15 protein-coding genes and 2 tRNA genes are annotated in these 23,840 nt (G+C 51.5%); 2 read left to right on the top strand and 15 right to left on the bottom strand.

The window, feature by feature from the left end; genetic code table 11:
* Positions 1–63 precede the first annotated feature (63 nt).
* On the top strand, positions 64–2,694 hold the full coding sequence (locus OEV59_03590) for a heavy metal translocating P-type ATPase (GenBank protein MDH4226823.1): 2,631 nt from the start codon (positions 64–66) through the stop codon (positions 2,692–2,694).
* Positions 2,695–2,713: 19 nt separating this feature from the next.
* On the opposite strand, the gene OEV59_03585 is transcribed toward OEV59_03590, so the two are convergent.
* The 4 genes from OEV59_03585 to OEV59_03570 are packed head-to-tail and all read right to left on the bottom strand — an operon-like array spanning position 2,714 to position 7,751.
* Positions 2,714–3,472 (bottom strand): hypothetical protein, encoded by a 759-nt coding sequence (locus OEV59_03585; protein ID MDH4226822.1) that lies wholly within the window; start codon positions 3,470–3,472, stop codon positions 2,714–2,716.
* Complete coding sequence (locus OEV59_03580; GenBank protein ID MDH4226821.1) at positions 3,469–4,653, bottom strand: efflux RND transporter periplasmic adaptor subunit; 1,185 nt, start codon at positions 4,651–4,653, stop codon at positions 3,469–3,471. Before OEV59_03580 ends, OEV59_03585 begins: the two co-directional genes overlap by 4 nt.
* A gap of 3 nt (positions 4,654–4,656) precedes the next feature.
* Complete coding sequence (locus OEV59_03575; protein MDH4226820.1) at positions 4,657–7,026, bottom strand: ABC transporter permease; 2,370 nt, start codon at positions 7,024–7,026, stop codon at positions 4,657–4,659.
* A gap of 2 nt (positions 7,027–7,028) precedes the next feature.
* Entirely contained in the window at positions 7,029–7,751 is a 723-nt protein-coding gene (locus tag OEV59_03570; protein ID MDH4226819.1) for an ABC transporter ATP-binding protein, read from the bottom strand.
* A gap of 64 nt (positions 7,752–7,815) precedes the next feature.
* Between OEV59_03570 and OEV59_03565 the strand changes: the two genes are divergently transcribed.
* The gene (locus OEV59_03565) at positions 7,816–8,655 is read left to right on the top strand and encodes an NAD-dependent deacetylase (protein ID MDH4226818.1); all 840 of its coding nucleotides are present in this window, start codon (positions 7,816–7,818) and stop codon (positions 8,653–8,655) included.
* Positions 8,656–8,717: 62 nt separating this feature from the next.
* Here the strand turns inward: OEV59_03565 and OEV59_03560 are convergent.
* The 11 genes from OEV59_03560 to OEV59_03510 form a co-directional block, all read right to left on the bottom strand.
* Positions 8,718–8,794: transfer RNA gene (locus OEV59_03560), tRNA-Arg, on the bottom strand.
* Between the two features lie 180 nt (positions 8,795–8,974).
* Positions 8,975–9,066, bottom strand: a tRNA-Ser gene (locus OEV59_03555).
* Positions 9,067–9,142: 76 nt separating this feature from the next.
* Entirely contained in the window at positions 9,143–9,754 is a 612-nt protein-coding gene (gene plsY, locus OEV59_03550; GenBank protein ID MDH4226817.1) for a glycerol-3-phosphate 1-O-acyltransferase PlsY, read from the bottom strand.
* 3 nt (positions 9,755–9,757) lie between these two features.
* Complete coding sequence (glmS, locus tag OEV59_03545; protein MDH4226816.1) at positions 9,758–11,578, bottom strand: glutamine--fructose-6-phosphate transaminase (isomerizing); 1,821 nt, start codon at positions 11,576–11,578, stop codon at positions 9,758–9,760.
* Between the two features lie 7 nt (positions 11,579–11,585).
* On the bottom strand, positions 11,586–12,983 hold the full coding sequence (gene glmU / locus OEV59_03540; protein MDH4226815.1) for a bifunctional UDP-N-acetylglucosamine diphosphorylase/glucosamine-1-phosphate N-acetyltransferase GlmU: 1,398 nt from the start codon (positions 12,981–12,983) through the stop codon (positions 11,586–11,588).
* Between the two features lie 164 nt (positions 12,984–13,147).
* Complete coding sequence (locus tag OEV59_03535; protein ID MDH4226814.1) at positions 13,148–14,041, bottom strand: hypothetical protein; 894 nt, start codon at positions 14,039–14,041, stop codon at positions 13,148–13,150.
* Between the two features lie 38 nt (positions 14,042–14,079).
* Positions 14,080–15,960, bottom strand: coding sequence for a M48 family metalloprotease (locus tag OEV59_03530; protein ID MDH4226813.1), 1,881 nt, complete (start codon positions 15,958–15,960; stop codon positions 14,080–14,082).
* 97 nt (positions 15,961–16,057) lie between these two features.
* Positions 16,058–16,453 (bottom strand): hypothetical protein, encoded by a 396-nt coding sequence (locus OEV59_03525; protein ID MDH4226812.1) that lies wholly within the window; start codon positions 16,451–16,453, stop codon positions 16,058–16,060.
* A gap of 4 nt (positions 16,454–16,457) precedes the next feature.
* Positions 16,458–21,374: a hypothetical protein gene (locus OEV59_03520; GenBank protein MDH4226811.1), complete on the bottom strand. Its 4,917-nt coding sequence runs from the start codon at positions 21,372–21,374 to the stop codon at positions 16,458–16,460.
* A 394-nt stretch (positions 21,375–21,768) separates the two neighbouring features.
* Positions 21,769–23,028 carry an endonuclease Q family protein gene (locus tag OEV59_03515; protein ID MDH4226810.1) on the bottom strand — a complete coding sequence of 420 codons (1,260 nt, stop codon included), beginning with the start codon at positions 23,026–23,028 and terminating at the stop codon, positions 21,769–21,771.
* 15 nt (positions 23,029–23,043) lie between these two features.
* Complete coding sequence (locus tag OEV59_03510) at positions 23,044–23,814, bottom strand: enoyl-ACP reductase (protein ID MDH4226809.1); 771 nt, start codon at positions 23,812–23,814, stop codon at positions 23,044–23,046.
* Positions 23,815–23,840 lie beyond the last annotated feature (26 nt).

Genomic DNA, 23,840 nt, shown 5'->3' with positions numbered 1-23,840 from the left:
CCGTATCGGTGCTATAATATAATAAGGAAGAAGATTTATTAGCCTTTTAAGAGGGGTTTAAAGATGCCCGTTGATCCTGTTTGCAAGATGACAGTTAAGGAAGAGAGCGCGGCAGGTAAAAGCGTTTACCTTGGCGTTACGTACTATTTTTGCAATCCTAATTGCAAAAAGAAGTTCGATGCCGCGCCGGAGTCTTATATAAGCCCTGAAAAAGAGGTGTCTCATGAAAAGGCCGTGCCCGGCAGGGCCGTGGCATCTTCAGTTGATATACCTGTTGGCAACATGAGCTGTGCCGGATGCGCGGCAAAGATAGAGAAAAAACTTCTTTCAATAGACGGCATTCTAAAGGCTTCTGTAAATTTTGCCTCTGAAAAGGCAAGCGTTGAGTACGACCCGGCGCGGGTAAAGGTCTCGGGCATTGCTGCTGCAATAGAGGGGCTTGGGTACAGGGCCGCTGCATCGCACATAACATTCCCGGTATCCGGCATAAGCTGCGCCTCGTGTGTGGATAAGATAGAGCGGGCGTTAAAGTCCCTTGACGGCGTTATAGAGGCTTCGGTGAACTTCTCAACTGAAAGGGCCTCTGTTGATTATGTTGCCTCGCTTGTTGCTTTTGGCGATATGGCCGCTGCAGTAAAGGCGGCAGGGTATGAGGCTGCCTTTGAAAAGGAAAGTAGAGGCGAGGACGCGCTCGAGAGAGAGGAGCGCGTAAGGAAAGAGGCTTATGCTGTTTTAAGGAAAAAGCTTATTGTCGGCGCAGCGCTTGCCGTGCCTGTTTTCTTGATCGCAAATATAGAGATGTTTATTGGCAAGGGGCATCAGTCGTCGCTATCTGCCTTTATACAGTTTGTTTTGGCGACTCCTGTGCAGTTCTGGTGCGGCCTGCAGTTCTATAAAGGGGCCATAGCCTCTGCGCGCCGGTATTCGACCGATATGAATACGCTCGTGGCTGTTGGCACCTCGGCTGCGTACTTCTACAGCATCGCAATAATGCTTGTGCCTTCGTTTTTTACGGTCGGCGGCGCCATGCCTGCCGTGTACTTCGATACCTCTGCCGCGATAATCGTGTTAATCCTCTTTGGCCGCCTTCTCGAAGCCAGGGCAAAGGGCTCTGCCTCCGAGGCCATAAAGAAGCTCATGGCCATGAGGGCAAAGACAGCGCGCGTTGTGCGCGGCGGCGTTGAGGCCGATATAGCAGTAGAGGACGTTATCGTTGGCGATATTATAATCGTAAGGCCAGGTGAAAAAATTCCCACGGACGGCGTTGTAGTCGACGGCTATTCCGCAGTAGATGAATCCATGATAAGCGGCGAGAGCATGCCAATTGAGAAAAACCCGGGGGACGCTGTCATAGGCTCAACCGTCAACAAGACAGGTTCCTTCAGGTTCAGGGCAACGAAGGTAGGCCGCGACACAGCGCTCATGCAAATAGTGCGAATGGTAGAGGACGCGCAGGGGAGCAAGCCCCCTATAGCGCGGCTTGCCGATAAAATAGCCTCGTACTTCGTGCCCGCGGTTATTGCCGTTGCTTCCGTTACATTCGTCATATGGCTCGTGTTTGGCCCTGAGCCTGCCTTTAACTTCGCGCTTCTTAATTTCGTAAGTGTTTTGATAGTCGCTTGTCCGTGCGCGCTCGGGCTCGCAACCCCTACGTCCATAATGGTCGGCACCGGAAAAGGCGCGGAGCTTGGCATACTCATCCGCGATGCCGAGGCGCTAGAGAATGCTCACAAGGTGACGACCGTTGTATTTGACAAGACAGGGACCCTTACAAAGGGCAGGCCGGAGCTGAAGGAGGTAATCGCCTTTGCGCCGTTTGAAGAAAAGGACGCGCTCTTTTATGCGGCCTCTGCCGAGCGCGTGAGCGAGCATCCGCTTGGAGAGGCGATAGTGGCCATGGCCAGGGAGAGAGGCATAGAGCTTGCCGAGGCCACGAACTTCTCCGCTGTCTCGGGTCTTGGTATAAAGGCAACGGTTGGTTCAAAGGCAGTTATATTCGGGAACCTGCGCTTTATGAAGGAGGAGGGGCTCGATGTAAGTTCTTTTGAGGATATAATCGATAGGTTTGCTAAGCGCGGGGAGACGGTCATGTGCCTTGGCGTGGATGCGCGTGCTGCTGCCGTGCTTGCCGTTGCCGACACTGTAAAGGACAAAGCGAAAGATGCGGTTAGAAGGCTCAAGGCAATGGGCAAAACGGTCGTGATGATAACCGGAGATAACGGGCGCACGGCAAGGGCCGTTGCCTCCGAGCTTGGCATAGATAACGTTCTTGCCGAGGTGCTTCCAAAGGATAAGGCCTTGGAGATAAGGAAACTTAAAAAATCCGGCGCTACCGTTGCCATGGTCGGCGACGGCATAAACGACGCCGTTGCTCTTGCCGAGGCCGACGTGGGCATCGCCATAGGAACGGGCACGGACGTTGCCATGGAGGCTTCGTCGATTACGCTTGTCGGAGGGGATTTAAACGGCATAGTCGCGGCCTTTGGGCTAAGCAAAAAGACCGTGGCCAACATATGGCAGAACTTTTTCTGGGCGTTTTTTTACAATGTCGCGCTTATCCCGGTCGCTGCCGGCGTGCTCTATCCGTTTTTCGGGATTCTCTTGAACCCCATGCTCGCTGCCGCGGCCATGGCGCTTTCTTCGGTAAGTGTCGTTACAAACGCGTTACGACTAAAGCGCTTCACGGTCGCATAGGGCGCGCGCGGCCTTAATGCTATCTTCTCGAAAGTATCTCGCCTGTAAATGCGTTTATTCTGTAGTTGAATCCGAGCCCCTTGACTATCCAGAGAAAGTACGGCGGGCTGTCGCTCGCGAGTTTTATTGTCTCTACGCCTCTTAGCACGTATATGCTGACGTTTGGGTAGTTAGGGTCTTTTATGTCCTCGAAGTAAACCCTGAGGGCATCGGCGCGTTCTTTTAGCGCGAGCCTGTCTGTTTTCTCCGCTGCCGCCCTGAGTTCGTCTGAATAATTGGCTATGCGCGCGTAAAGGCGTATAAGCTCGGAACCGATAAATGTCAGCTCTATCATGCGATCCTCTATTTCGATGGCTGCGATATAGAAGGAGTATGTCAGAACTGTTTTATTGCCGGAACGTGATGTCTTTGCCGGATTAAGTTTGATGTCGTAGTCAGGGTTTTTCAGGCCAAAGGCCCAGTTCTCCGCGAGTAGAAGTTTTCTTGCGGCAGCGTCTAGAGATTCTACCGGTTTGTATTCTGAAACTTCCGGCACGCGCATCAGGCTGCCGCGTATGTCTATTTCGTAGAGGCGTCCGTCGGCGGCAACGCGGCCCTCTACGCTGGAAGCGCCGAGGTATTTTTTTGCCAGCCTGTCTTTTATCGTTATAATGTCGAGGTTGGCTCCGGGCATCGGGTCAGCGGCAAGCACTGGGACTGAACACGTAAGGAACGTAGCCGTAAGCAGTGCCGCTTTGAAAAACGAGGCTGTTATTTTTTTTGCGGATATTTTTATCATCTTTGTTTGACAGGCGCTCCGTCGAATACTTTATCCGATGGATGCCGTATTACTCTTTCTCCTTCGTTTATTCCGGAAAGCGCTTCGGCAAAGAGCCCGTTAGTGTGCCCGGTCTTGACGGCCCTCAGCCTGGCCTTTCCTTTTTCGTAGACAAATACCGCTTCTTCGTTTTCGTGTCTGAATATCGCGCTGGAGGGCAGTTGCAGTATGTTTTTACCCTCCCACGTGACAAAAGACGTCTCCACGCGGTAGCCGTCGCCAAGGCTCTGCCATGTCTCGGCCGGCGATGTGATGTCGGATATGATGTTAACGCGCTGTTCCTCGACACCGAGCGCCGATATCTTCGTAAATCCTCCGGGCTCCACGACTCGCACCTTGCCTACAAGCGGCACGCCGCCCCAGTGGTCGAAGATGACAGGCATGCCCGGCTTTATCTTGACCGACTCTTCCGATAATACGTCGGTCGAGACCTCGAGCGAGGATGTGTCGCCTATCTCGATGATTGGCTGCGCCTCGGTGACAGGGCCCTCGCTTTCAAGAAATATTTTTAGAACGCGGCCGTCCGACGGCGCGCGAAGCTTAAGCTCTGTTGCCGCTTTGCCGTTGTTCGCTTTTGTATAGAGCACGGCCTTGGCAGCCTCGAGTTCGCCCTTTACCGCGTCGACTTCGTATGTAGCCGATTTCTTTTCTGCCATAAGCCGCTTATAAAGGCTCTCGGCGTTCTCGAAGTCGCTCTCCGAGGCGAGGTCTTCCTTGTGGAGCTTTTTCATCCTTTCAAAGTCGCTTGCCGCCTTGTTAAAGGAAGTTTCTATGGCAGAGGCCTTTTCGGTTGCGCTTTTTAGCGCGGCCTCGGCGCTTTTTAGCCGCGCCTCTGCTTCGGCCCTGCTCCTTGCGTCAAGGGCCCTGGGCTTTAGAGGCTCGAGGGTTGCGAGGGTGTCGCCTTTTTTAACGGCGTCTCCGGCCTTGAGCAGGACGCGCTGCAGGTACCCGGCGCTTGGCGCGGACATGGTGTAGCGCTCCCTTACGCGCGTTATGCCCTCTTCTACGATAGTAACCTTTAGCGGGCCGCGCGAGACCTCGGCTACCTCGACGGGCACGGAGCGCGGCATGAAGCCGTAGACGAGGATTAATATCAGCGCAACCGCCGCGCCGATGTATGTGTAGAGCCGTTTCTTCTGCATGCCTTATTCCTTTGCCTTCAATACGGCAACGAGGTCGAGCGAACTGAGTCTTCTCTGCACTATCAGCGCCGAGAAGCACGCCGATACGAGCACCACCATTGCAGCGAATGCGTAACTCTTCTTGTAGAGCACGATGGGGATCCTGTACAGGTCGTTTTGCATGAGCTCGGCCATGTTGTACGAGAACCAGTAGCCCACGCCAAACCCCACCGGTATGGCCATAAGCGTTATGAGCGTAAGCTCTCCAAGTAGGATATAGGAAATCTCGAGCTTTGTAAAGCCGAGCACTCTTAGGCTCGCCATCTCACGCTCGTTTTCCGATAGGGATATCCTTGCCGTGTTGTACACAACGCCGAAGGCTATGACCATTGCGAATGCCGTGTTGATGAGGGTGAAGGTCATCGCCTGGTCGGCCATGTTGTCGTTGAAGTTCTTTAGCGCCTCTTTTTTAAGCCCTATGGCTGCTATGCGCGGCATGGCGTTTAGTTTTGCGTAAAGCGCTTCCTGCTTGCCTTCGTCTATCAGCATGTTCACGCCCGATATGACGTGGCCTTCCTCTGCAAGGCGGTTTAGCGCGTCGATGTTCATGTACCCTGCTACCCCGATGTACTGGTTTACGAGGCCGCTTACAATGACCGTCCTTTTCGGGCGGTTTCCTTCGAGTATCTCTACCTCCACCGCGTCGCCGTCCTTTACGCCGAGTTTTTCGGCCAGGTAGTTCGTAAGCATTACCCCGTCCGGAGGCATCGGTATCGGGCGGTTCTCGGCGTTTAGGAGTTTAGAAAGTGTTGAGTCCGGCGCGTAGCCGTTTATCGCCGTTTTGTAGCTTACGTGTCCGGCGCGTATCTCAACCGGTATTATCCTAAACGGCTCGATGTGCTTTACGCCGTCGAGCGCGGCTATCTCGTAGACGGAATTGACCGAGGCGGGCTCGAAGTACGTAATCGTCATGTCGCTTCTGTCCGAGAGGTTGAAGTGAAAATCCATCATCGTGTCTACCGAGTTGTTAAAGAAGCGGCCCATTATGACTATGCCGCAGGCAAGAGAGATGCCAAGCACCGAGAGCGCGGCCTTAAGGGGCCTTCTCTCGATGTGGCGAAGCACCATGCGCGTTGTCTGGTAGAAATATTTTTGCAGCCCCACGCGCTCTATCATCGTTGGTCTGTATGTCGGCGGCGGCTCGGGTCTCATGGCCTCAGCAGGTGGAAGCGCTACTGCTGCGCGCACGGCAAAGAGCGTTCCGGTAAAGGCCGCTATCGCGCTTATTACGACGGCGCCTGCGCCGATTGGCGGCGTTATTGCGTACTTGAGGAACGGAAAATGGTAGAACGTCATGTACAGGTTGCTAAGTCCGCGCCCAAGCCACGCGCCAAGGGCTATGCCGAAGACCGCGCCGATGAGCATTATCACGCCGACGAACTTGGCATAGTGCGCTGCGATGGCGATATTCGAGTACCCGAATGCCTTTAGTATGGCTATTTCCTCTCTTTGCGTTGCAATGAGCCTTCTTGTGACAATGTTTAAAAGAAATGCCGCGACAGAAAGAAATACCACGGGGAATACTGTAGCTATGTTTTTTAGCTGGCGAAATTCCTCGCTAAGGTAGCGGTGCGAGATCTGGTCTTTTCTCGCGTACGCGCCGAATGCGCCGTAGCGGTCGAGTTCCTTATCCAAGGCCGCTATCACGTCCTCCGAAGAAGCGCCCTTTTTGAGCTTTACGGTAAGATCGTTAAAGGAGCCACGCATGTCGTATGCGGTCGAGAGCGGCGTCTCTGCCGTCCAGAGTATGGCGTAGCGTTTGAAATCCGGCATAACGGCCCCGGGCGCGAGTTGAAGCGTGTACTCAGGGGAGATGGCAACGCCCGTTACGATGAACTCTTTCATGCGGCCGTTTATCACGGCGCTTATTTTTGCTCCGGCGCCTATTTTATGCGCGTCGGCAAAGGCCTCGCTTACGAGCACTTCGTTGTCTTTGGACGTGTCTATATATCTGCCGCTTCTGATATAGGGCATGTTAAGGGCGGGTTCTCCGGTCTCGGGAAGGGATACGAAGCGGCCTGTTATGGGCTCTTTGAATCCTTCGAGAGTAAGCCTTGCCGCAGCCACTATTCTCGCGTCTATGGCGTCGACGCCGGGGATTGCGGCAATACGCGCCTTGAGGCCGTTTGGGGCGCGCTTTAATGACGCGAACACGTCGCCAAAGCGGTGTTCTTCGTAGTAAACGGCCTGGGTCTTTTCAAGGGAGTCGAGCGTGCTAAGCGACATCACGAAGGTCGCCACCCCTGCGGCCATGACAAATGCTATGGCCACTATCTGCGACTTCATGGAGTAGAGGTTCCTTAGAAGTTTTCTATCGAGCGGCGTTATGCGCATCTTTACCACCGTATGTCGTGGGGGGCAAGCTTGTGCTTATTCTCCGATACCTCTGTTATGAGGCCGTCGCCAAGGCGTATGATGGTATCGCCCATGGCCGCAATCGGCGCGTTGTGAGTTATGATGACCGTTGCAGTGCCAAGCTCACGGTTTACTCTCTCGAGGGCATCGAGCACGACCGTGCCGGTCTGGGAATCGAGCGCCCCGGTTGGCTCGTCGCAAAGAAGCACTGCAGGGTTCTTGGCAATGGCCCTTGCTATTGCAACGCGCTGCTGCTCTCCGCCCGAGAGCTGTGAAGGGAAATGGTTTAGCCTTTCGCCAAGGCCGACTATCTTTAACGCATCATCGGGCTTCATTGGGCGGGCGGCGATCTCGGTAACAGCAGCGACATTCTCGAGTGCCGTAAGGCTCGGTATCAGGTTGTAGAACTGAAAAACGAACCCGACGTGAAAACGGCGGTATTCGGTGAGTTCCTTATCCGTTGCGTGCGTGATGTCTTTACCCATGTAGTTGACCGTGCCGGATGTCGGCACGTCGAGGCCGCCAAGTATATTGAGGAGCGTTGACTTGCCGCTCCCGGACGGGCCAAGCAGCACTACGAGCTGGCCGCTAAAGATGTCCACGTCAACGCCTCGGAGCGCGCGCACCTCGACCTCGCCCATCTTGTAGACCTTGGTGAGCCCTCTTGCTTCGAATACCTTGCCTTTGTTCGAAAAGTTAGCCATAGGTTCCGTTCATTTACATTATAATGTATAATAGCCTTATTGTCAGCACGGGAGTAGAGGTTGTATGACAGCGGAAGAATCCATTCTAAAGGCGGCAAAAGCAATCAAGGACGCTAATGCGCTTCTCATAGCAGCAGGCGCAGGCATGGGTGTGGATTCCGGATTGCCTGATTTTCGAGGAGATGAAGGGTTCTGGAAGGCGTACCCGCCGCTAAAGCACCTTGGCATATCGTTTGTCGACATGGCAAACCCGGCATGGTTTCGCACAAAGCCCAGAATGGCGTGGGCCTTCTACGGCCACCGGTTCTTTCTCTATTGCTCGACCGTGCCGCATGAAGGGTTCTCGATACTTAAAAGATGGAGCGAGAGTAAAGAGCACGGCGCGTTCGTGTTTACATCGAACGTGGACGGACAGTTTGAAAAGGCAGGGTTTGGCGGTAATTTAATTTATGAGTGCCACGGCTCGATAAACCACCTTCAGTGCCTTTCTCCGTGCAGCGACGATATCTGGAAGGCAGCGGACCTTGACTTTGATGTTGATTTGTCCGATATGACAATCGAAGGCGCTATGCCGCGCTGCAAAAGGTGCGAGGAGATAGCAAGGCCAAATGTTTTGATGTTTGGCGACTGCTCATGGGTCGCGGACAGGACAGACGGGCAAAGAGTAAGGCTCGATAACTGGCTTGGCGAAGTAGACGGTAAAAAGCTCGTAATCATCGAATGCGGCGCAGGCACGGCAGTGCCGACCGTACGAATGAACTCCGAGGCAATACAAAGGAGCAGTGGCGCAACCCTTGTCCGCATAAATACGCGAGAGTCTTTTGGTCCGGCAGGCACTATTTCCATTCCAACTGGCGCGCTTGAAGGCATACGTCTCATAGATAAAGCAATGAAACAGCTTTAAAACGGCAACGTCGAAATTGAAAAACCGCGGCAAAAAACTTTTTGCCGCGGTCCTGTTTTTTGTGGCGCGCCCGGAGGGAGTCGAACCCCCGGCCTTCTGATTCGTAGTCAGACGCTCTATCCAGCTGAGCTACGGGCGCATATTTTATTGAGAGAACCTTTTTGTAAAAAGGTTCTCTCAAACTCTTTCCAAAAACTTTTTACCTGGGTTGGCGGCACCCCCATTCGGGGGTGCCGCCAACCCAAGCATGTAAAAGTCTTTGAAGGGGTTTGGGGGAACTTTCTACAGAAAGTTCCCCCAATATAATGCCCTTAACACGTGGCGGAGAGGGAGGGATTCGAACCCTCGGTAGAGTGTTACCCCTACAACTGCTTAGCAGGCAGCTGCCTTCGACCACTCGGCCACCTCTCCGTAAAAACCAGAAGCTATACTTTTACCATGTTTTCGTGGTGTTTGGCAAGCGGGTATTTTGAAACTTCCCGTAAAATCAGGCTTTTTTGCCTGCGCCGAATTTGTTCTCCGAGTTGTTCATCAGGCGCTTTATGTTTTCCCTGTGTTTGACTATTATGAGCACTGCCATTACCGCGCCAAGTACTGCGTATGGGGTGTCGTAGCCAAGCACGTAGAGCGCCGCTGCATTTGCCATTGCCGCTCCCATGGAGCCTGCGGACACGTACCTTGTCGTAGCGAGGAGCACGGCGAATGTAACGGCTCCTATGCCAAGCGGTATTGGCGCTACCGCTGCCATTGCTCCGCAGGCGGTTGCAACCCCTTTGCCGCCCTTAAAGCGCAGGTATACGGGGTACAGATGGCCAAGAAAGGCCGCCAAGGCAGCTATGGCTATTGTCGTAGGGTCGTTTACAGTGAGCTTGGCTATAAGCGGCGGCAGCGCGCCTTTCATCGCATCGAAGAGAAGGGTAAGGATTCCGGCTTTTTTGCCTGACGTCCTGCCGACGTTTGTTGCGCCGATGTTGCCGCTTCCGGAGGTTCTCGGGTCAACTCCGCCAAGCATTTTTACCACAACAAGGCCAAAGGGGATTGAGCCGAGCAGGTAGGCAAATATAGCGAATGCCGCTATTATAACTGGGGTTGGTTCCATCGGTTACTCTACGGTCACGCTTTTTGCGAGGTTACGCGGCTGGTCAACGTCCGTGCCTTTTTGTACTGCTATATGGTAGGCAAGGAGCTGCAGCGGTACGCTCATAAGTATTGGCGTTAAGTGGTGCGGGGCCGAAGGAACTATTATTACGTCGTCGGCCTTTGTCGATACTTCCTTGTCGCCGTCGTTTATGAGGGCGATTACGCGTCCGCCCCGGGCCTTTACTTCTTCTATATTGCCAAGCATCTTCGGGTAGTGCGCGTCGTGCGGGGCAATCACCACTACCGGCATCTCTTCGTCTATGAGCGCGATTGGGCCGTGTTTCATCTCTCCGGCGGCGTAGCCTTCGGCGTGGATGTAGGAGATTTCCTTTAGCTTTAGCGCGCCCTCGAGCGCCATCGGGAAGTTAACTCCTCTGCCGAGGTAGAGAAAATCGCGCGCGTGGAAGTACTTTTTGGCTATGTCCTCGATGTGTTTTTCAGAGGCAAGGGCCGTCTCTATCTTGTGCGGGATTTTTAGAAGTTCCTTAATGAGCTCCGTTGCCGCCTGCTGCTTTATCGTTTCGTTTCTCCTGGCGATAAAAAGAGCTATGGTAAATAGCGCGGTAAGCTGTGTTGTAAACGACTTGGTCGATGCCACCCCGATTTCAGGGCCGGCGTGCGTGTAGAAGGTCCAGGTTGCTTCTCTCGCAATCGCGCTCTCGATGACGTTTACGACCGCAAGCACCTGCGCGCCTTTTCTCTTTACTTCTTTTACGGCAGCGAGCGTGTCCGCGGTCTCGCCCGACTGCGATACCGCTATGACGAGAGTGTCTTTGCCTATTATAGGGGACCTGTAGCGGAATTCGCTTGCAAGGTCCACTTCGCAGGGAATACGCGCCATTTCTTCGAGCATGTATTTCCCTGCCATTGCGGCGTGCCACGACGTGCCGCAGGCTATCATGCACACGCGGCTTACTTTTTTAAGGTCTATGGAGAATTCGTTTAAGAATACGTCGCCCTTTTCCTCCATGAGAAGGCCGCGGAATGTGTCGGTAACGGCTCTCGGCTGCTCGTGTATTTCCTTTAGCATGAAGTGGCGGTAGCCTTCTTTTTCGGCCATCACCGGGCTCCAGTCGATTGTGCGGGGCTTTTTCGCGACTTCTTTACCGTCGACTGTCGTCACATCGATACTGTCCTTCGTGATTACAACGACCTCGCCGTCCTCGAGGAATATGGCCTTTCTCGTTGTCGAGAGGATTGCCGTTATGTCGGAAGAAAGTATTGCCTCGCCTTCTCCAAGGCCCACGACAAGAGGGCAGTCCTGTTTGGCGCCGACTATTTTCGACGGGTCGTTCTTCGATATTACGGCTATGGCGTACGCGCCCTTCAGGCGTTTTATCGCGTCCCGTACGGCGGTTTCCAGGTCCTTGCCGCGCTCTACTTCGGCGTTTACGAGGTGCGCTATTATTTCCGTGTCTGTCTCGCTCTTGAAGGTGGAGCCGGCCTTTTTTAGTTCTTCTCTGAGGCTTAGGTAGTTTTCTATGATTCCGTTATGCACGACCGCAACGCCGCCCTCTACGTGCGGGTGCGCGTTTTCCTCGCTCGGGCGGCCGTGCGTTGCCCATCTGGTGTGCCCGATGCCGACATGTCCTGCGGCGGGTTTTTTCGCGGCTTTTTTGGCAAGGTTTTCGAGCTTTCCTTCGCTGCGTTTTAAATCGATTTTCTTGTCATGAATGATTGCTATGCCGGCGGAGTCGTAGCCGCGGTACTCGAGGCGCTTTAGTCCGTCGATGATTACGTCCTGGGCGTTTCTATCGCCGATGTATCCGACTATGCCGCACATTGGGGTGTTATTTCTTGCCTTTCTTCTTCGGATTTTTTGCGGCGCGTTTTTTAGCCCAGCCTTCGATGACGCTCTGTTTCGATCTGGTGAGGGCAAGCGAGCCGGGGGGAACGTTCTTGGTGATTGTTGAGCCGCTCCCTATGTACGCGCCTTTGCCGATCGTTACCGGGGCAACGAGCTGCGAGTCGCTGCCGACGAAGGCGTTATCCTGTATCACTGTCCTGTGTTTACTTACCCCGTCGTAGTTGCATGTGATTACCCCGGCGCCGATGTTTACGCCGCTCCCTACCGTCGAATCCCCGATGTAGGTCAGGTGGTTTGCCTTTGAGCCTTTGCCAATGGAGCTGTTCTTTATCTCAACAAAGTTTCCGATGTGAGAGGAGTCGGCTGCCTTTGTGCCGGGACGCAGCCTTGCAAACGGCCCGATACGCGCGTCCTTGCCAACGATTGCGTCCTCAAGTACCGAATAACATTTTACAACGGTAAGGTCGCCGACGATAGAGTTTCTTATTACCGCGCCTTCTTCTATGACGCAGCCTTTGCCGACAACGCTACTGCCCAGCACATGCGCCCCCGGATGCACGATTGTATCCATGCCTATTTTTACGCCGAAGTCTATGTACGAGGCCTCCGGGGCTATGAAGGTAACGCCGCTTTGCATGAGGGCGGAGAGCATCTCCGCTTTTTTCACTGCAGAGGCCTTTGCGAGCTCTTCTCTGTTGTTGATGCCCATGACCTCGGATGCATCAAGGAGCGTAAGGCACGAGACCTTGCCTTTTTCAGCCGCTATCCTCACGAGGTCTGGAAGATAGTATTCCTTTTGCCTGTTCTTTGTGCCGAGGTGTTTTAAGTTGTCTTTTAAAAACTTCGCCCGCATGAGGTATATGCCGGAGTTCACTTCGTTGATGTTCTTTTGCTCGGGTAGTAAGTCCTTGTGCTCGATTATGGCGCTTATTTTGCGCGATTCGTCCCTTACAACGCGTCCGTAGCCTGTTGGGTCTGTAAGCACCATGGAGATGAATGTCACGTCAGCGCCCTTTGAATGTATTTTTTGAAGGGCCTTTATGGTTTCTTCTTTTATTAGCGGCACGTCGCCCGAAAGTATGAGAATATCGCCAGAGGCCGCTTTCATAGTCTTCATGGCGCACATTACTGCGTGCCCTGTTCCAAGCTGCGGCTCCTGCACGGCAAATGATATTTTAGGAAAATCGAAGAACGCTTTTTTGACCTCTTCGGCCTTGTGCCCAACGACCACTGTGATGGCGTCGAAGCGTAGCCGCCTTAGAACGTCGAGCGGGTAGGCGAGCATGGGGCGGCCGCACACCCGGTGTAGGACCTTTGGCATCTCGGACTTCATTCGCGTGCCCTTGCCTGCGGCAAGGACTATGGCCTTGATATTTCCCATAAGAATTAAGGATATACTAACGTGCGGACGCAGTCAAGGATGATGATGGCAAAAGGTGCGCCGCAATTTTAGCAAAGCAAAGAAGGTATTATTTGTGAGAAGGCTGAGCATGAGGAGCTTATGTTGGTTCAAGTTTAAAAGGCGAACCAAAATTTATGGTTCTGTTAGTGCCCCCAGTTGTAGAGGACTTTTTGTTTATTCAAGATTTTTTTACCATCAAAGAGCAGAACGCTGTAATCGCCGCCGGCAGAGGCGTAGTCAGAGACCGTAAGTTCTGCGATGCCATCGTTGTCCATGTCTGTTATGCCGAGTATTTCAAGATTGCCGTAATCCCAATGTATGAGTTCGAACCTATTGTTTTTTGTGGAGAAAATAAAGCTGGCACTTCCGGCCTTGTCGCCAAGGTTAGTATATTTCTCGTAGTTTTTTTCGAACCCAACATGAATAATTTCATGCCTATTTTGCATCCCCGGGATGGTTATGCGTTGAGCGTGGTCGAAGTCGAAATAACCGACATCGGGATACTTTGTCTTTATTTCTTTTTTTATTCTTTTTTGGTATGCCTTGCTTGCATTTGGTGATAGGTTTTGTACTGTGCCCAAATTTTTTGCCGAAGGTTTTATGCCCATCACAGCAGGGGCGGCGGCGACAAAATCATCTTTCCAGTCTATTTTACCATCAAGCAACAGAAGTCCATAGTGCAGATTGTCTTCGCCGAAAATATTCTCGCACGAGGTTGCTATTTTGTTTAATGTGCCTTTGATGATTTTATTATCTTTGTCAATTATGAAGAACTCAGTGCCAATCGGTAATTTCTCCATTCCGACGCCAGGCCTTATTGTCAAAGTGGCGGCGTTGGGTATCGCCGTTTCCTTGCACGGCTCGGCAGTACCTTTTTCCTTCAGGAAGTCATTTGAACGCACAAGAAAAAACAAATCCAATACGTCGGAGGTGCTTTGATCGGTTGGATTTGTTATTTTGTTACTTTTCGCTTTCTCTGCGTAACATGCAGGGACAACAAGAAAAAATATGATACAAACAAGTATTGTTTTTTGCATAACCCCTCTTTTATTTAAGGAAGATTTTGGTCGCATTCTCAGGCGTTGTCTATCCTCAGGGCGCTGGATTTTTTTAGTTTCTTAAATATTTGTTTTGTGTCGTCGGTGACGGATATGTAGATAGTCTCTGCATCGAGCAGCGGATTGTCTGCCAGTTTGGCGCGGGTTTTGGTGTGGGACTTCTCGCTCCTGAAGGCGTTCCATGTTTTTACGATACATATCACATATAACGGCGTTTTGGCGCTGTGCCTGAGCGTTTTTTGCGCGACGTATACGGACTTTACCTCCGGGTGTTTCCTGAGTTCGGATTTTATCCCTTCCACCGCTTCTGGTGTGAGCGCAGGGGCAAAGAAGGTGTCGCCAGGGAAAATGCTATTTCGCTCTTCGTGTATGGCTGCGTCTATGGCCGCCCGTTTGTCGGCCATGTCCAGGTACTTTGCCGCAACGTCCTTTTTGTCCTTGTCCATGAAGTAATAGTAAAGGACCTTAGTGCCTTCCATAATGCACTCCGGATCCAGTTCCATTGCCTTGTCTATTAGTGCCGCGCCCGAGGGGTCGTCGTTCTTTACGAGTATCCTTCCGGCCAGAAAGAGCGCTCCGGCATGCGCCGGGTTTTTTTCGAGAACTTTATTATAGAAGGGCAGCGCTGCATCCGGCTCTCCTATATCCTCGGTTATCCATCCGCGCTCGTAGGTCTCTTCCTCGCTTAGTCCTTCGGTAGCGTCTTTTTCTTCGAGAGTTTTCAGTTTTTTACGCGCTTCCTCGGTTTGCTTGAACCTGTTTCCCCAGCCCTCACGCACGTTGTTTTGCCATTCCGTGTCAAAGAAAGAGGCGTATTCCGTGGCCTTGTCTTTCAGGAAATACTTTGCCGCGTTCTCTTTGGCAGGTGCGGGGTGTGTCGGTTTATGTCCCATGGCCGCGATTCTGTCTGCGAGAGACGGATGGGTGTCGGCAGTTCCTGTTTCAACCTTTAGCGCATTATCGAGCCATTTCCCTGAATCCTTTTCAGCGCCAAGGCCTCCGGTAAAGGCCGATGGCATCGCGCTAAACGGCGCAATCGACGGCGATGCCGTCGTGTAGGCGTTTTCGTATACGTTTGGCCAGAACTTTTCGTCAAGATAGCGCGATGCAAGGGTTAGCAGTATAAGGCTCTCTGCCGCGGCTTCCTTGCCCGCTGCCCTGACGGCTGCCTTGTCGGCCTCGTGTTCGTGCTCGCGTCTTAGAACGAATGTATAGGCGTCGAAATACGGCGCGTACCAGTTAAAGAACTTCGTGAAGATGAAGGCCCCGAAGTGCTCGGACTCGACGAGTTTTGTCACCATCCTGTGCCACATCATATTTATCCTATATACCCATGTGCCGAGCTTGCCGTGAGAGGAGGAAAGGTGGCCGTACTCGTGCGCAAGCACCGATGCGAATTGCCTTGGCGAGAGAAGTGTCATGCACGGGAGGCCGAGCACAAGGTAATTTCTGTGCATGCCGATGGGGCCGAGCATCGGTATCTGCGTGATGAATGCGTTTAGCTCGTTGTTTAAGAGCACCTTGTGGATAGCCGGGCCGTTTAGCAGTTTTTGAAGTTTGTCGAGTGAGGCAAAGAGTTCCGGAGCATCGGCGCGCGTTATTGCTTTGCCTTCCGGCGGCGCTATCTTTATCCATAGGGCGCGCACTGTTATGTAGACAAGAAGCACGAGCGGTATGGCGAGTTTTTTGACCAGTATGAGGTGCGAGGCATGCGATTTGGCGTTCATGACCCATGAAACCATGAGCGCTATGATAATGATGTCAATGGCGAGTATGAAAAATATGTACGCATACCCGAGAAGCCCGAGAAGAAGCACGCGGCGTCTGTATGCCTTTGGGTTTTCTTTGGCGTATGGTTCGAGTCTTTTTACCAGGATGTCGAATTGTTCGCGCGTCATGGTCTTGAGTGGTAGCTTTTGGGATACGGGCCGCATTGAGCGCGGCCCGCGAAGCATTATCTGCTTTATTAAGAATATAATAAATCTTTGGTAGAGGTCAAGTGCGGCGGCTTTTTTTGCGGCGCTTTGTGGGGAGCTTTTTCCCTGCTTCGAGGATTTTCTTGCCGATAAAGGCCGCGACCTTGCTGTCGATATCTTTCGAGCTCTCGATAAAACGTCTGCTTATGTCTTTATGCGGGAACGGGCCGTCTTTTAGCAGTATCGGCGAATCGTTATGAAGGGGGCTCGACTCGCCGTCGTCCACGCGCGAGTGCAGAAAGCCCGAGTCCTTTTGCCATTCGAGCGAGTGCTCGTCCGAGGGCTTTTTGTAGGAAAGTTGAAAGGCCGTTATCTCGTTGCTTGCGCCGAAGAACACCGTAAGGTCGAAGAATTCGTCCATGAACAGGCGAAATGAGCCGTTTTTGAGGTTTTCTTTTTTTACTTCTATGAGCATGCGGTCATGTCGCGCTTTTTGTAGAGGAATTGCGGCGCGGCTTTGCCTTGTTCAGGAACGGGTTATTTTTCTTCATCCATTCTTCGGCCTCTTTCTTTTCCTTTGCCGAAAAGTGCGCTATGCGGGACGAATTCCTGTCGAGATAGAGCGCTATGGCAAGGGCCCTTAGCCTGTCGTCTGCGTTTTTCGTATATTTCGCCTCGAATGCGTATGTCCATGCGTAGTAGGGGTGCGTGCGCCGGAATGTTTTCGCGGCGTAAAGTATGAACTCGCGGTATTCTTCTTTTTTGTAATCGTTGTATAGCAGTTCCGCGACCTCGGCAAAGACGTAGAAAAAACCAAGAGCGTCTTCGTTTAATTCTTTGTCGGTTTTCACTATGGCTTGTAGGTGCGTCAATGCTTCGTCGTGCTTACCCTTGTCGGCGGCGATGAGAGTTCGTGCTAGTAGAGTGTATTCCTTTTTGTCACCGTAGGAAGTGTTGTGACTTCCATCATATTTGGTCGTATATTTTTCCGCTTCATCGCGCTTGCCGGTTTTTAGGTGCGCATAAACGGTGTAGGGCAGGCTTTCATTAATGATGGATAGCAGATTGTCTGCCGGGATTTTCTGCGCGAATTCATACGCTTGGTTGTATTCTTTGTTTTTTAAAAGGTAGTATGCATTGCCAAAGTTGAAGTGGGCGCGCATGTTGGGCGATAAGACAGAAAGGTCTTCTTTGACTATGGTCTTATCCAAAAAAACGATTCTTAGAAAAAAGGAATTTCCGGTAGAGCCTGTGTTGTCGGTGTGTTTTTTTGCCCATTTTAGAATTTCTGCGGTGGAGTCGCCTTCTCTTTCCATTGCAACGATGACGGAATGTGCGGCGTGTTCTTGGAAGATGTTTTTCCAGGCTCGTTTCTGTAAAAAAGCGAATAATTCTTTTGTGTCGTCAGGATTTTTTATTGCGCTTGAAAGGGCTATCTCGAAAGAGTAGTCATCATATCTTTTGGACAATGTCTTGGCACGGCTAAAGGCCTCCTGGTAGTCTTCGTCGAGCAGCGCCAGGTATACGTCGGCTATCATGCTCGCTTGCGAACCAGTGTGCTGGTTTGTTGAAATGGTAAAGTACTTTTTGGCTTGCTCGAATAGGCCAAATTGCAGAAATTGGTTGCCTGCAAAAAAGGCGTAGGTTGATATGTGTACCGGGTTAAGCTTGTTATTACTCTGAAAGCCGGCATACTTGTCAAGGGCGGTCTCGGCTTTTTTCGTGTTTCCTTCGTCGAGGTACTCGGTTGCAAGGGCATAGATGCCGGTCCAATCTTCCGGATGTTCGTCGGCCCATTTTTCGGCGCTTGCGTGCGGATCCGTGTTAGAGGGGTCGTTTTTGGCGAGGTCGTTGAGTATCGGGCGCCATGCGGGCGAACCGGCGAACCTATGCAGGTTGTCTTTGGTGAATTTGTTGGCGGTGGCGATGTCAATGTCTTTTAGATTGGCGCGAATACCGGATAGGCCGGCTATGTCTGTGTTGTCGTACATAAATTTTAGCATGAATGCAGATATGTTTTCTTTTGTCTGATCGCTGGCTTTGTCAAGGTCATAGTTTGGTAAATATTTGTCTTTTGCGACTTTCGTGGCAAGCGAATCTTGACCAAGAGGGTAGTCGAATCTGTAAGGGCTTCTTGAGTCGGAGTAGTTGCAGATATCTTTGCTGAAATCCATGTGCGAACATCTGAGATTCCTTAGACGTTGTTTCTCGACTTCGTGTGACGAGGTGGCATCGTTAATGTTGACAAGGATTACTGTTTTTGCAGACAGCATCGGGTAGCTCTCTTTATACGTACTGTCGTATGCCTCGTACAGGCGGAGAACATCATTTGCAGGTTGGCCCTGCACGGCAACCAAAAAGAAAATTTCCTTTGAGTTATTCACGTCCTCTATGGCGGCCATCAGGTCAAGATAGTCAAAGATGGCGGCGTTTGAGGAGCCGTCTTCGCAGCATAACTTGCCCGGGTTTTGTTTGAAAAGCAGGTTGCGGTGTTTATGTATGGAAAAACCGAGTTCCCCATGGATCTCTTCTTCGTTTTTGTTGAGGCGTTCCAATGATTTGACGAAGGTTTTTGCTGTGTATCCGTCAACAGGGAGCGTTTTATCGAGAGAATCCTTAAGCGCGATGCTTGGCAGCAGGCCCCACTTGTTGCCGGCAAGGAGCCGCCGTGCTACCAGCGTTTCCCAGCCCGGCGCGTTTTCTGCCGCACTAGTAATGTCTTCTCTTCCAGGATATTTGGTTTCAAAGATGCCTTTTAATTCGACCAGGTCGAAGTATGCCATCAATTTTGGCAATGGCGATTTTATGAGTTGTTGCTGTTTTTCGAGTTCCGGCAGATTGCCGTCCATCAATGCGGCAAGGGCTTTTTCCTCGGTGGTTACAGGTTTGCCGAGGGCCTTGACGGCTGCCGGGCGGCGGTTGAGAAAAAACAGCGCGCGCGCTTTCAGGTGGCGGTAGTCCGGAGAATCGGCGGTGACGTTCTCTAGCGCCACGAGCGCGCGTTCGAAAAAGTGGGCCCTGGGAAATGGATCGTTAAGGTATGTCAGGCTATACTCAAGCGGATAAAGCGAGCCAAGGAATTCAAGTTTGTATGCCTCTAGAACCGGAGTACTGTTCTTCGTTGCGAAGAGCTCTTTGGGTTCTTTGGGTAAAACGGGTGTTGCTGCCGGGTATCTTTTGCGCTCCACGGTCTTGGTCGCTTTTACGGGCAGCGTTTTTATCACTGTATCCGTCATGCCAAGAAACACCTCGGACGGAAGGATGTAGTGGGAAAAGTCGACGCCATCCTTCGTGTATGCGCTTTTCCAGGAATTCGGCACTAATTTTCCGGTCTTGTCACGGGTCATGACAAGGACGTCTATGTTCATTTTTTCTTCGCGGTTGTGTCCGGCGTATGTCTTTACGACGGTCTTTACGCCCATGGCGTCGGCCAGTTTTATGATGTCAGCGTCTTTAAAAGTGCGAAAGCGCTCACCGAGTGCGCGCGCCACGTACGTTGGGTTCGGTAGTTTGAGGTTCGTGGTCTTGCTTATCCGGTCGGCAAGGTATCTGGTCATGAGGGAGCGCTCGGTTATGTCGAATGCGTGGCTTCTTACTTGCACCGGTACTATCAGGATGTCGTAAGGGCCGCTGTTTTTAAGAAGTTTGGTATAGAGGTTTTTTTCGGAAGTTATCCATGCCGGTTTTTCCATCCTTTGGCGGTGTTCGCCGGTGAAGGCAAAATCGGTTGAGCGCATGGTTTCGGCGTCTATTTTCTCGTTTTTGTTGTCATAGAATCTTTTTGCCGCAAATGCGCCGATATCGTTGGATGACTGGTCTGTGACAGTTTCGTGCAGCGTGTCGGCAATCCAGTAGTTTTTTTCGGGCCATGACTTATGCCGTATGTTGAAGGTGTTGGCAGATGCAGGCGATACTATAAAGTCGTTGCCATAGGAAAACACATAAGAAGCGAAGCTAAGGATGCTGATGCGATTGCCTGAAAGCATGAGCGTTGCATCGGCTGTTATGGCGAAGTTCTCTGGCAGGCCGCTAAAATTCGGGCCGCTTGAGGTTGTTATGGCATGTCGAGAAGGCTGGCGTTTGGGAATGTTGCGCGGAGTGGAGGCGTCTACCGGCGCGCTTATGGAGTATAGCGCCCGTTCTTCGAAATCCAGTTCAAGGAATGTCTGTTTGTTGTTATTTTTTGTGGATAGGAAAAAGTATGTTTTGTCGGGCGATGGGCTTATTATGTCGAAGTCCTTTTCCGTGTAGATTACCCTGTTTCCGGCGACGAACTCTATCTTGCCGGTTTTGCGGTTGATGTTTAGGCGTGCATTGTCGAAAAATACGAGGAGTTGGTCGGATTTGGCAGAGATCGTTGAGGGTAAGGGGCTGTTTTTGCCAGTCTGGATGATATCCGATGTCGCTACCGAAGCATGCACCGGAGTGCCCTTTTGGTTTGTCTTGCCGAATATACCGTTGCTTATTGAATTTACGCTCATGGTGTACGGGTCTGCTTCCCAGAAATGTCCGGTGGACCAGGATTCGTGCTTCAAGTGATATGTGCCGGTGGTAGGTTGCGCAATGTTCCATGGTGTAAAATTGGGGCCATTGGCAATGCTGAAGGCTATGCTGTATGGCGGCGTTCCTGCGTCCACGGTGTATCCGGAGTTCCCTATAAATCGTAAATTCGTAATCGGGAATACTATCTTAAAGCCCGTAATGTTACCGTTTTTATCCGTAATGTTTTCCGTAGTAACGTCATTGAGAAGTACTTTGCTGGAATAATCGCTGGTTCCGACGTGGCTTCTGACAAAGTATGCTTTCTGGCTGATTGTGTCGATAAGGTAAAAGCTCCATGTGTTAAGGTGTCCGGTCAGGCGGTATATCCCGGGCGCGCTTTCCATTATAAGCGCACCATCGCCGCTTGTCGATATGATGTCATTATTTGTGCGCAGAGACCACTTCTTGGTTCTGTTGTCAAAAGTGAATTCGCTGTTGGGAAATTTGAATAATAGCGTTGTGTCCAAGGTGTTTTTTTTAGGTTCTTTTTTCGTGTTGACAGATACCGAAGCGTTTATTGGAATTCCCTTGCCGCCTACAATGCCGAAGGGCGAATCTTTTATTTCGGTAATCCATTGCTTGTCTATATCTATTTGCAAAAATGAGTTTTTCGAATTTTTCTGTTTTAGCTGATAGATATCATTTGTGACTTTTTGCAGCATCAGGGCGTCCTTTGGCAATGCAAACATTAGTGGCCATCCAGCATCTATCTCTTGTTCTGTAGTGGCGCTGCCTAGCTGGATGTAGTTGATTTTGATTTTAAACGAGCCTGGGCCAAAGGGGTCTTTTTCGATAAAAGAGGCAGGAACGATTCCTTCTTCTATGGGAGTTACTTGGGGAACCCCGTTAGACATTCTTACTCTGCTAAAAGTTTTGGTGTTCAGGTTGAGTTCAAGATAAGTTTCAAGCGTGGTTTCTTGTTGGTCTTTGGAGTATATTTTGAATACGTCCGGTTTGTCGGTTATCACTTTCCATTCGTAAATAGGCGGTAGAGATTCCGTGATTTTAAGATAAGCGTTTTTTCCGTCATACACGAAGTTGGTATCATAGAATCTTATGCTAATCATTTTTGGCGGTTCGGTTGCTGAAACACTCTGCTTGGTGGCAAGTGCGCAACTTAATGACAGTATAAATATGACGAGCAGTGATAGTATGTTTCGCATGGTGGAATTCCTTTCGAAGGCTGAAGTTGTATTGCGCCGGACCGAGAGATGGTATCACGGCCCATGCTGTTTTTGCAATAGGCTGTTAAACAAGCCCCATCTGCGACGGGCCTTTGGGGGAGGGTGGTTCTGCCTTGGAAAATATCTTTATCTTGCCGAATTCGCCGTCGAAGCCAGGTACTATCGAGACCTCGCCCTGTCTGACCTTTATGACGCCTTCGGCAACGCGTTCGTTAGCAATCTTTCTGATTTCTTCATCAGGCATGTCGAGGAGTACCTCGAATTCGGTTGCTTTTTCGATTATTCTTTCGTATTCGGCCTTCACGCCCTTTGTGTTTACGCCCTTGTCGAATGCCTCGGCTATGATTTCTTCGAGCGGTATGACGGCCTTTGAGGGTATGAACCCTTTTTCAGAAGCATCTTCGGGCCTGTCGGAGAGTTCTTCGACACGGCTCGAGACGCCGATTGTGAGCTCTTTGCCGCATACCGGGCACATGCTGCCGCGCTTTTTCGTTTCAGCAGGTGTTAGCGACACGCCGCAGCTTCTGTGGCCGTCGTGGTGGTACTTGCCTTCTTCGGGAAAGAACTCTATGGTAAAGAGGAATTTTTTCGGGTCGCGCGCCTTTATCGCCCGCATCATCTCGAAGTAATCGGGCTCTCCGGCCAATACGTTTGCCTCCCGCCCGAGCTTGGAAGGCGAGTGCGCGTCAGAGTTCGAGATAAGCGCGATTGTATCGAGCCTGCTTATGCGGCGGTTCATTGCAGGGTTCGATGAGAGTCCTGTTTCGATGGCAAAGACATGTGGCGTAAGTTCCTCGAAACATTCTTCGATTGAGTCGAACCCGGACTTGCTGCCAAATACCGAGAACCACGGTGTCCATGCGTGCGCAGGAATGAGCACGGCGTCTTTGGACGCGTCGAGGGCGAGTTTTAAAAGTTCTTTTGCCGATACCCCGAGTATAGGGCGGCCGTCCGAGGCGATGTTGCCGCGTCTTGCAAGTTCAGAGTTGAACTTTCTTACGGCCTCGATATCGGGCATGAACACGAGGGAGTGGATTTTGCGCGTTTTATCGCCTTGCTTGTAGATGCTGCTTATTTCTGCGGACAGGACAAAGCGCGTTGCGGTTTTTTCTTTTGCTTCTGTTTTTAATGTAAAGAGCCCGCCTCCGATGGAGGCGAGCTCTTTTTCTATTGCCTTAAAGTGCGCTGGGTGCGTGAAGTCCCCGGTGCCGAGGATGTCGATGCCTTTTTTTTGCGCCCACTTTGCCATTACCGGAAGCGTCATGTCCCGGCTCGTGGCCCTCGAGTACTTCGTGTGCACGTGCAGATCGGCTATGGTGCGCATAACAGGGCGTTACGCTTAGAACCCTATGATGTTGAAGCCCGAGTCAACGTAGATAATTTCACCTGTTACTCCGCTTGCGAGATCGCTTGCAAGGTAGGTGGCCGTGCCTGCCACATCATACGATGTCACGTTTTGCTTTAGCGGCGCTTTTTCCTTTACAGCGTTAAGTATGTTCGAGAACCCTGATATGCCCATTGCCGCAAGGGTCTTGATTGGCCCAGCACTTATCGCGTTCACCCGTACGCCGTCCTGGCCGATGTCGGCTGCAAGGTACTTGACACTCGATTCGAGCGCCGCCTTCGCAACCCCCATGACGTTATAGTTTTGCACGACGCGTTCCGCGCCAAGGTAGCTAAGTGTCACGATGCTGCTCTCGCCCTTTACCATGAGCGGCAGCGCCCGTCTTGCCGTTGCAACAAGCGAGTACGCGCTTATATCCATTGCGAGAGAGAAGCCGTCTCTTGATGTGTCCACGAAGCGGCCCTTAAGTTCTTCTTTCTTTGCAAAGGCTATGGAGTGGACGAGTATGTTCAAGCTGCCCCATTCTTCCTTTATCTTGTCAAAGAGCTTGTCTATGTCCTCGTCCTTTGTAACGTCGCACGGGAGTATGAGCTTCGATCCTACACTTTCGGCAAGCGGGGTTACGCGGTCTTTTAGTACCTCTGCGCCGTAGGTGAAGGCGAGCTCGGCGCCTTCTTTTTTAAAGGCCTCGGCTATTGCCCAGGCGATGCTTCTCTCGTTTGCTACACCCATTATCAGGGCCTTTCTTCCGTCAAGCAGTCCCATATAAAATCCTCCTTTTTGTCCGCGGT

This window comes from Deltaproteobacteria bacterium (genome assembly GCA_029858205.1).
Lineage (GTDB): Bacteria > Desulfobacterota > GWC2-55-46 > GWC2-55-46 > DRQE01 > JAOUFM01.
Note: the sequence above shows the minus strand (reverse complement) of the source record. Positions and strands in the feature narration are given on the sequence as shown.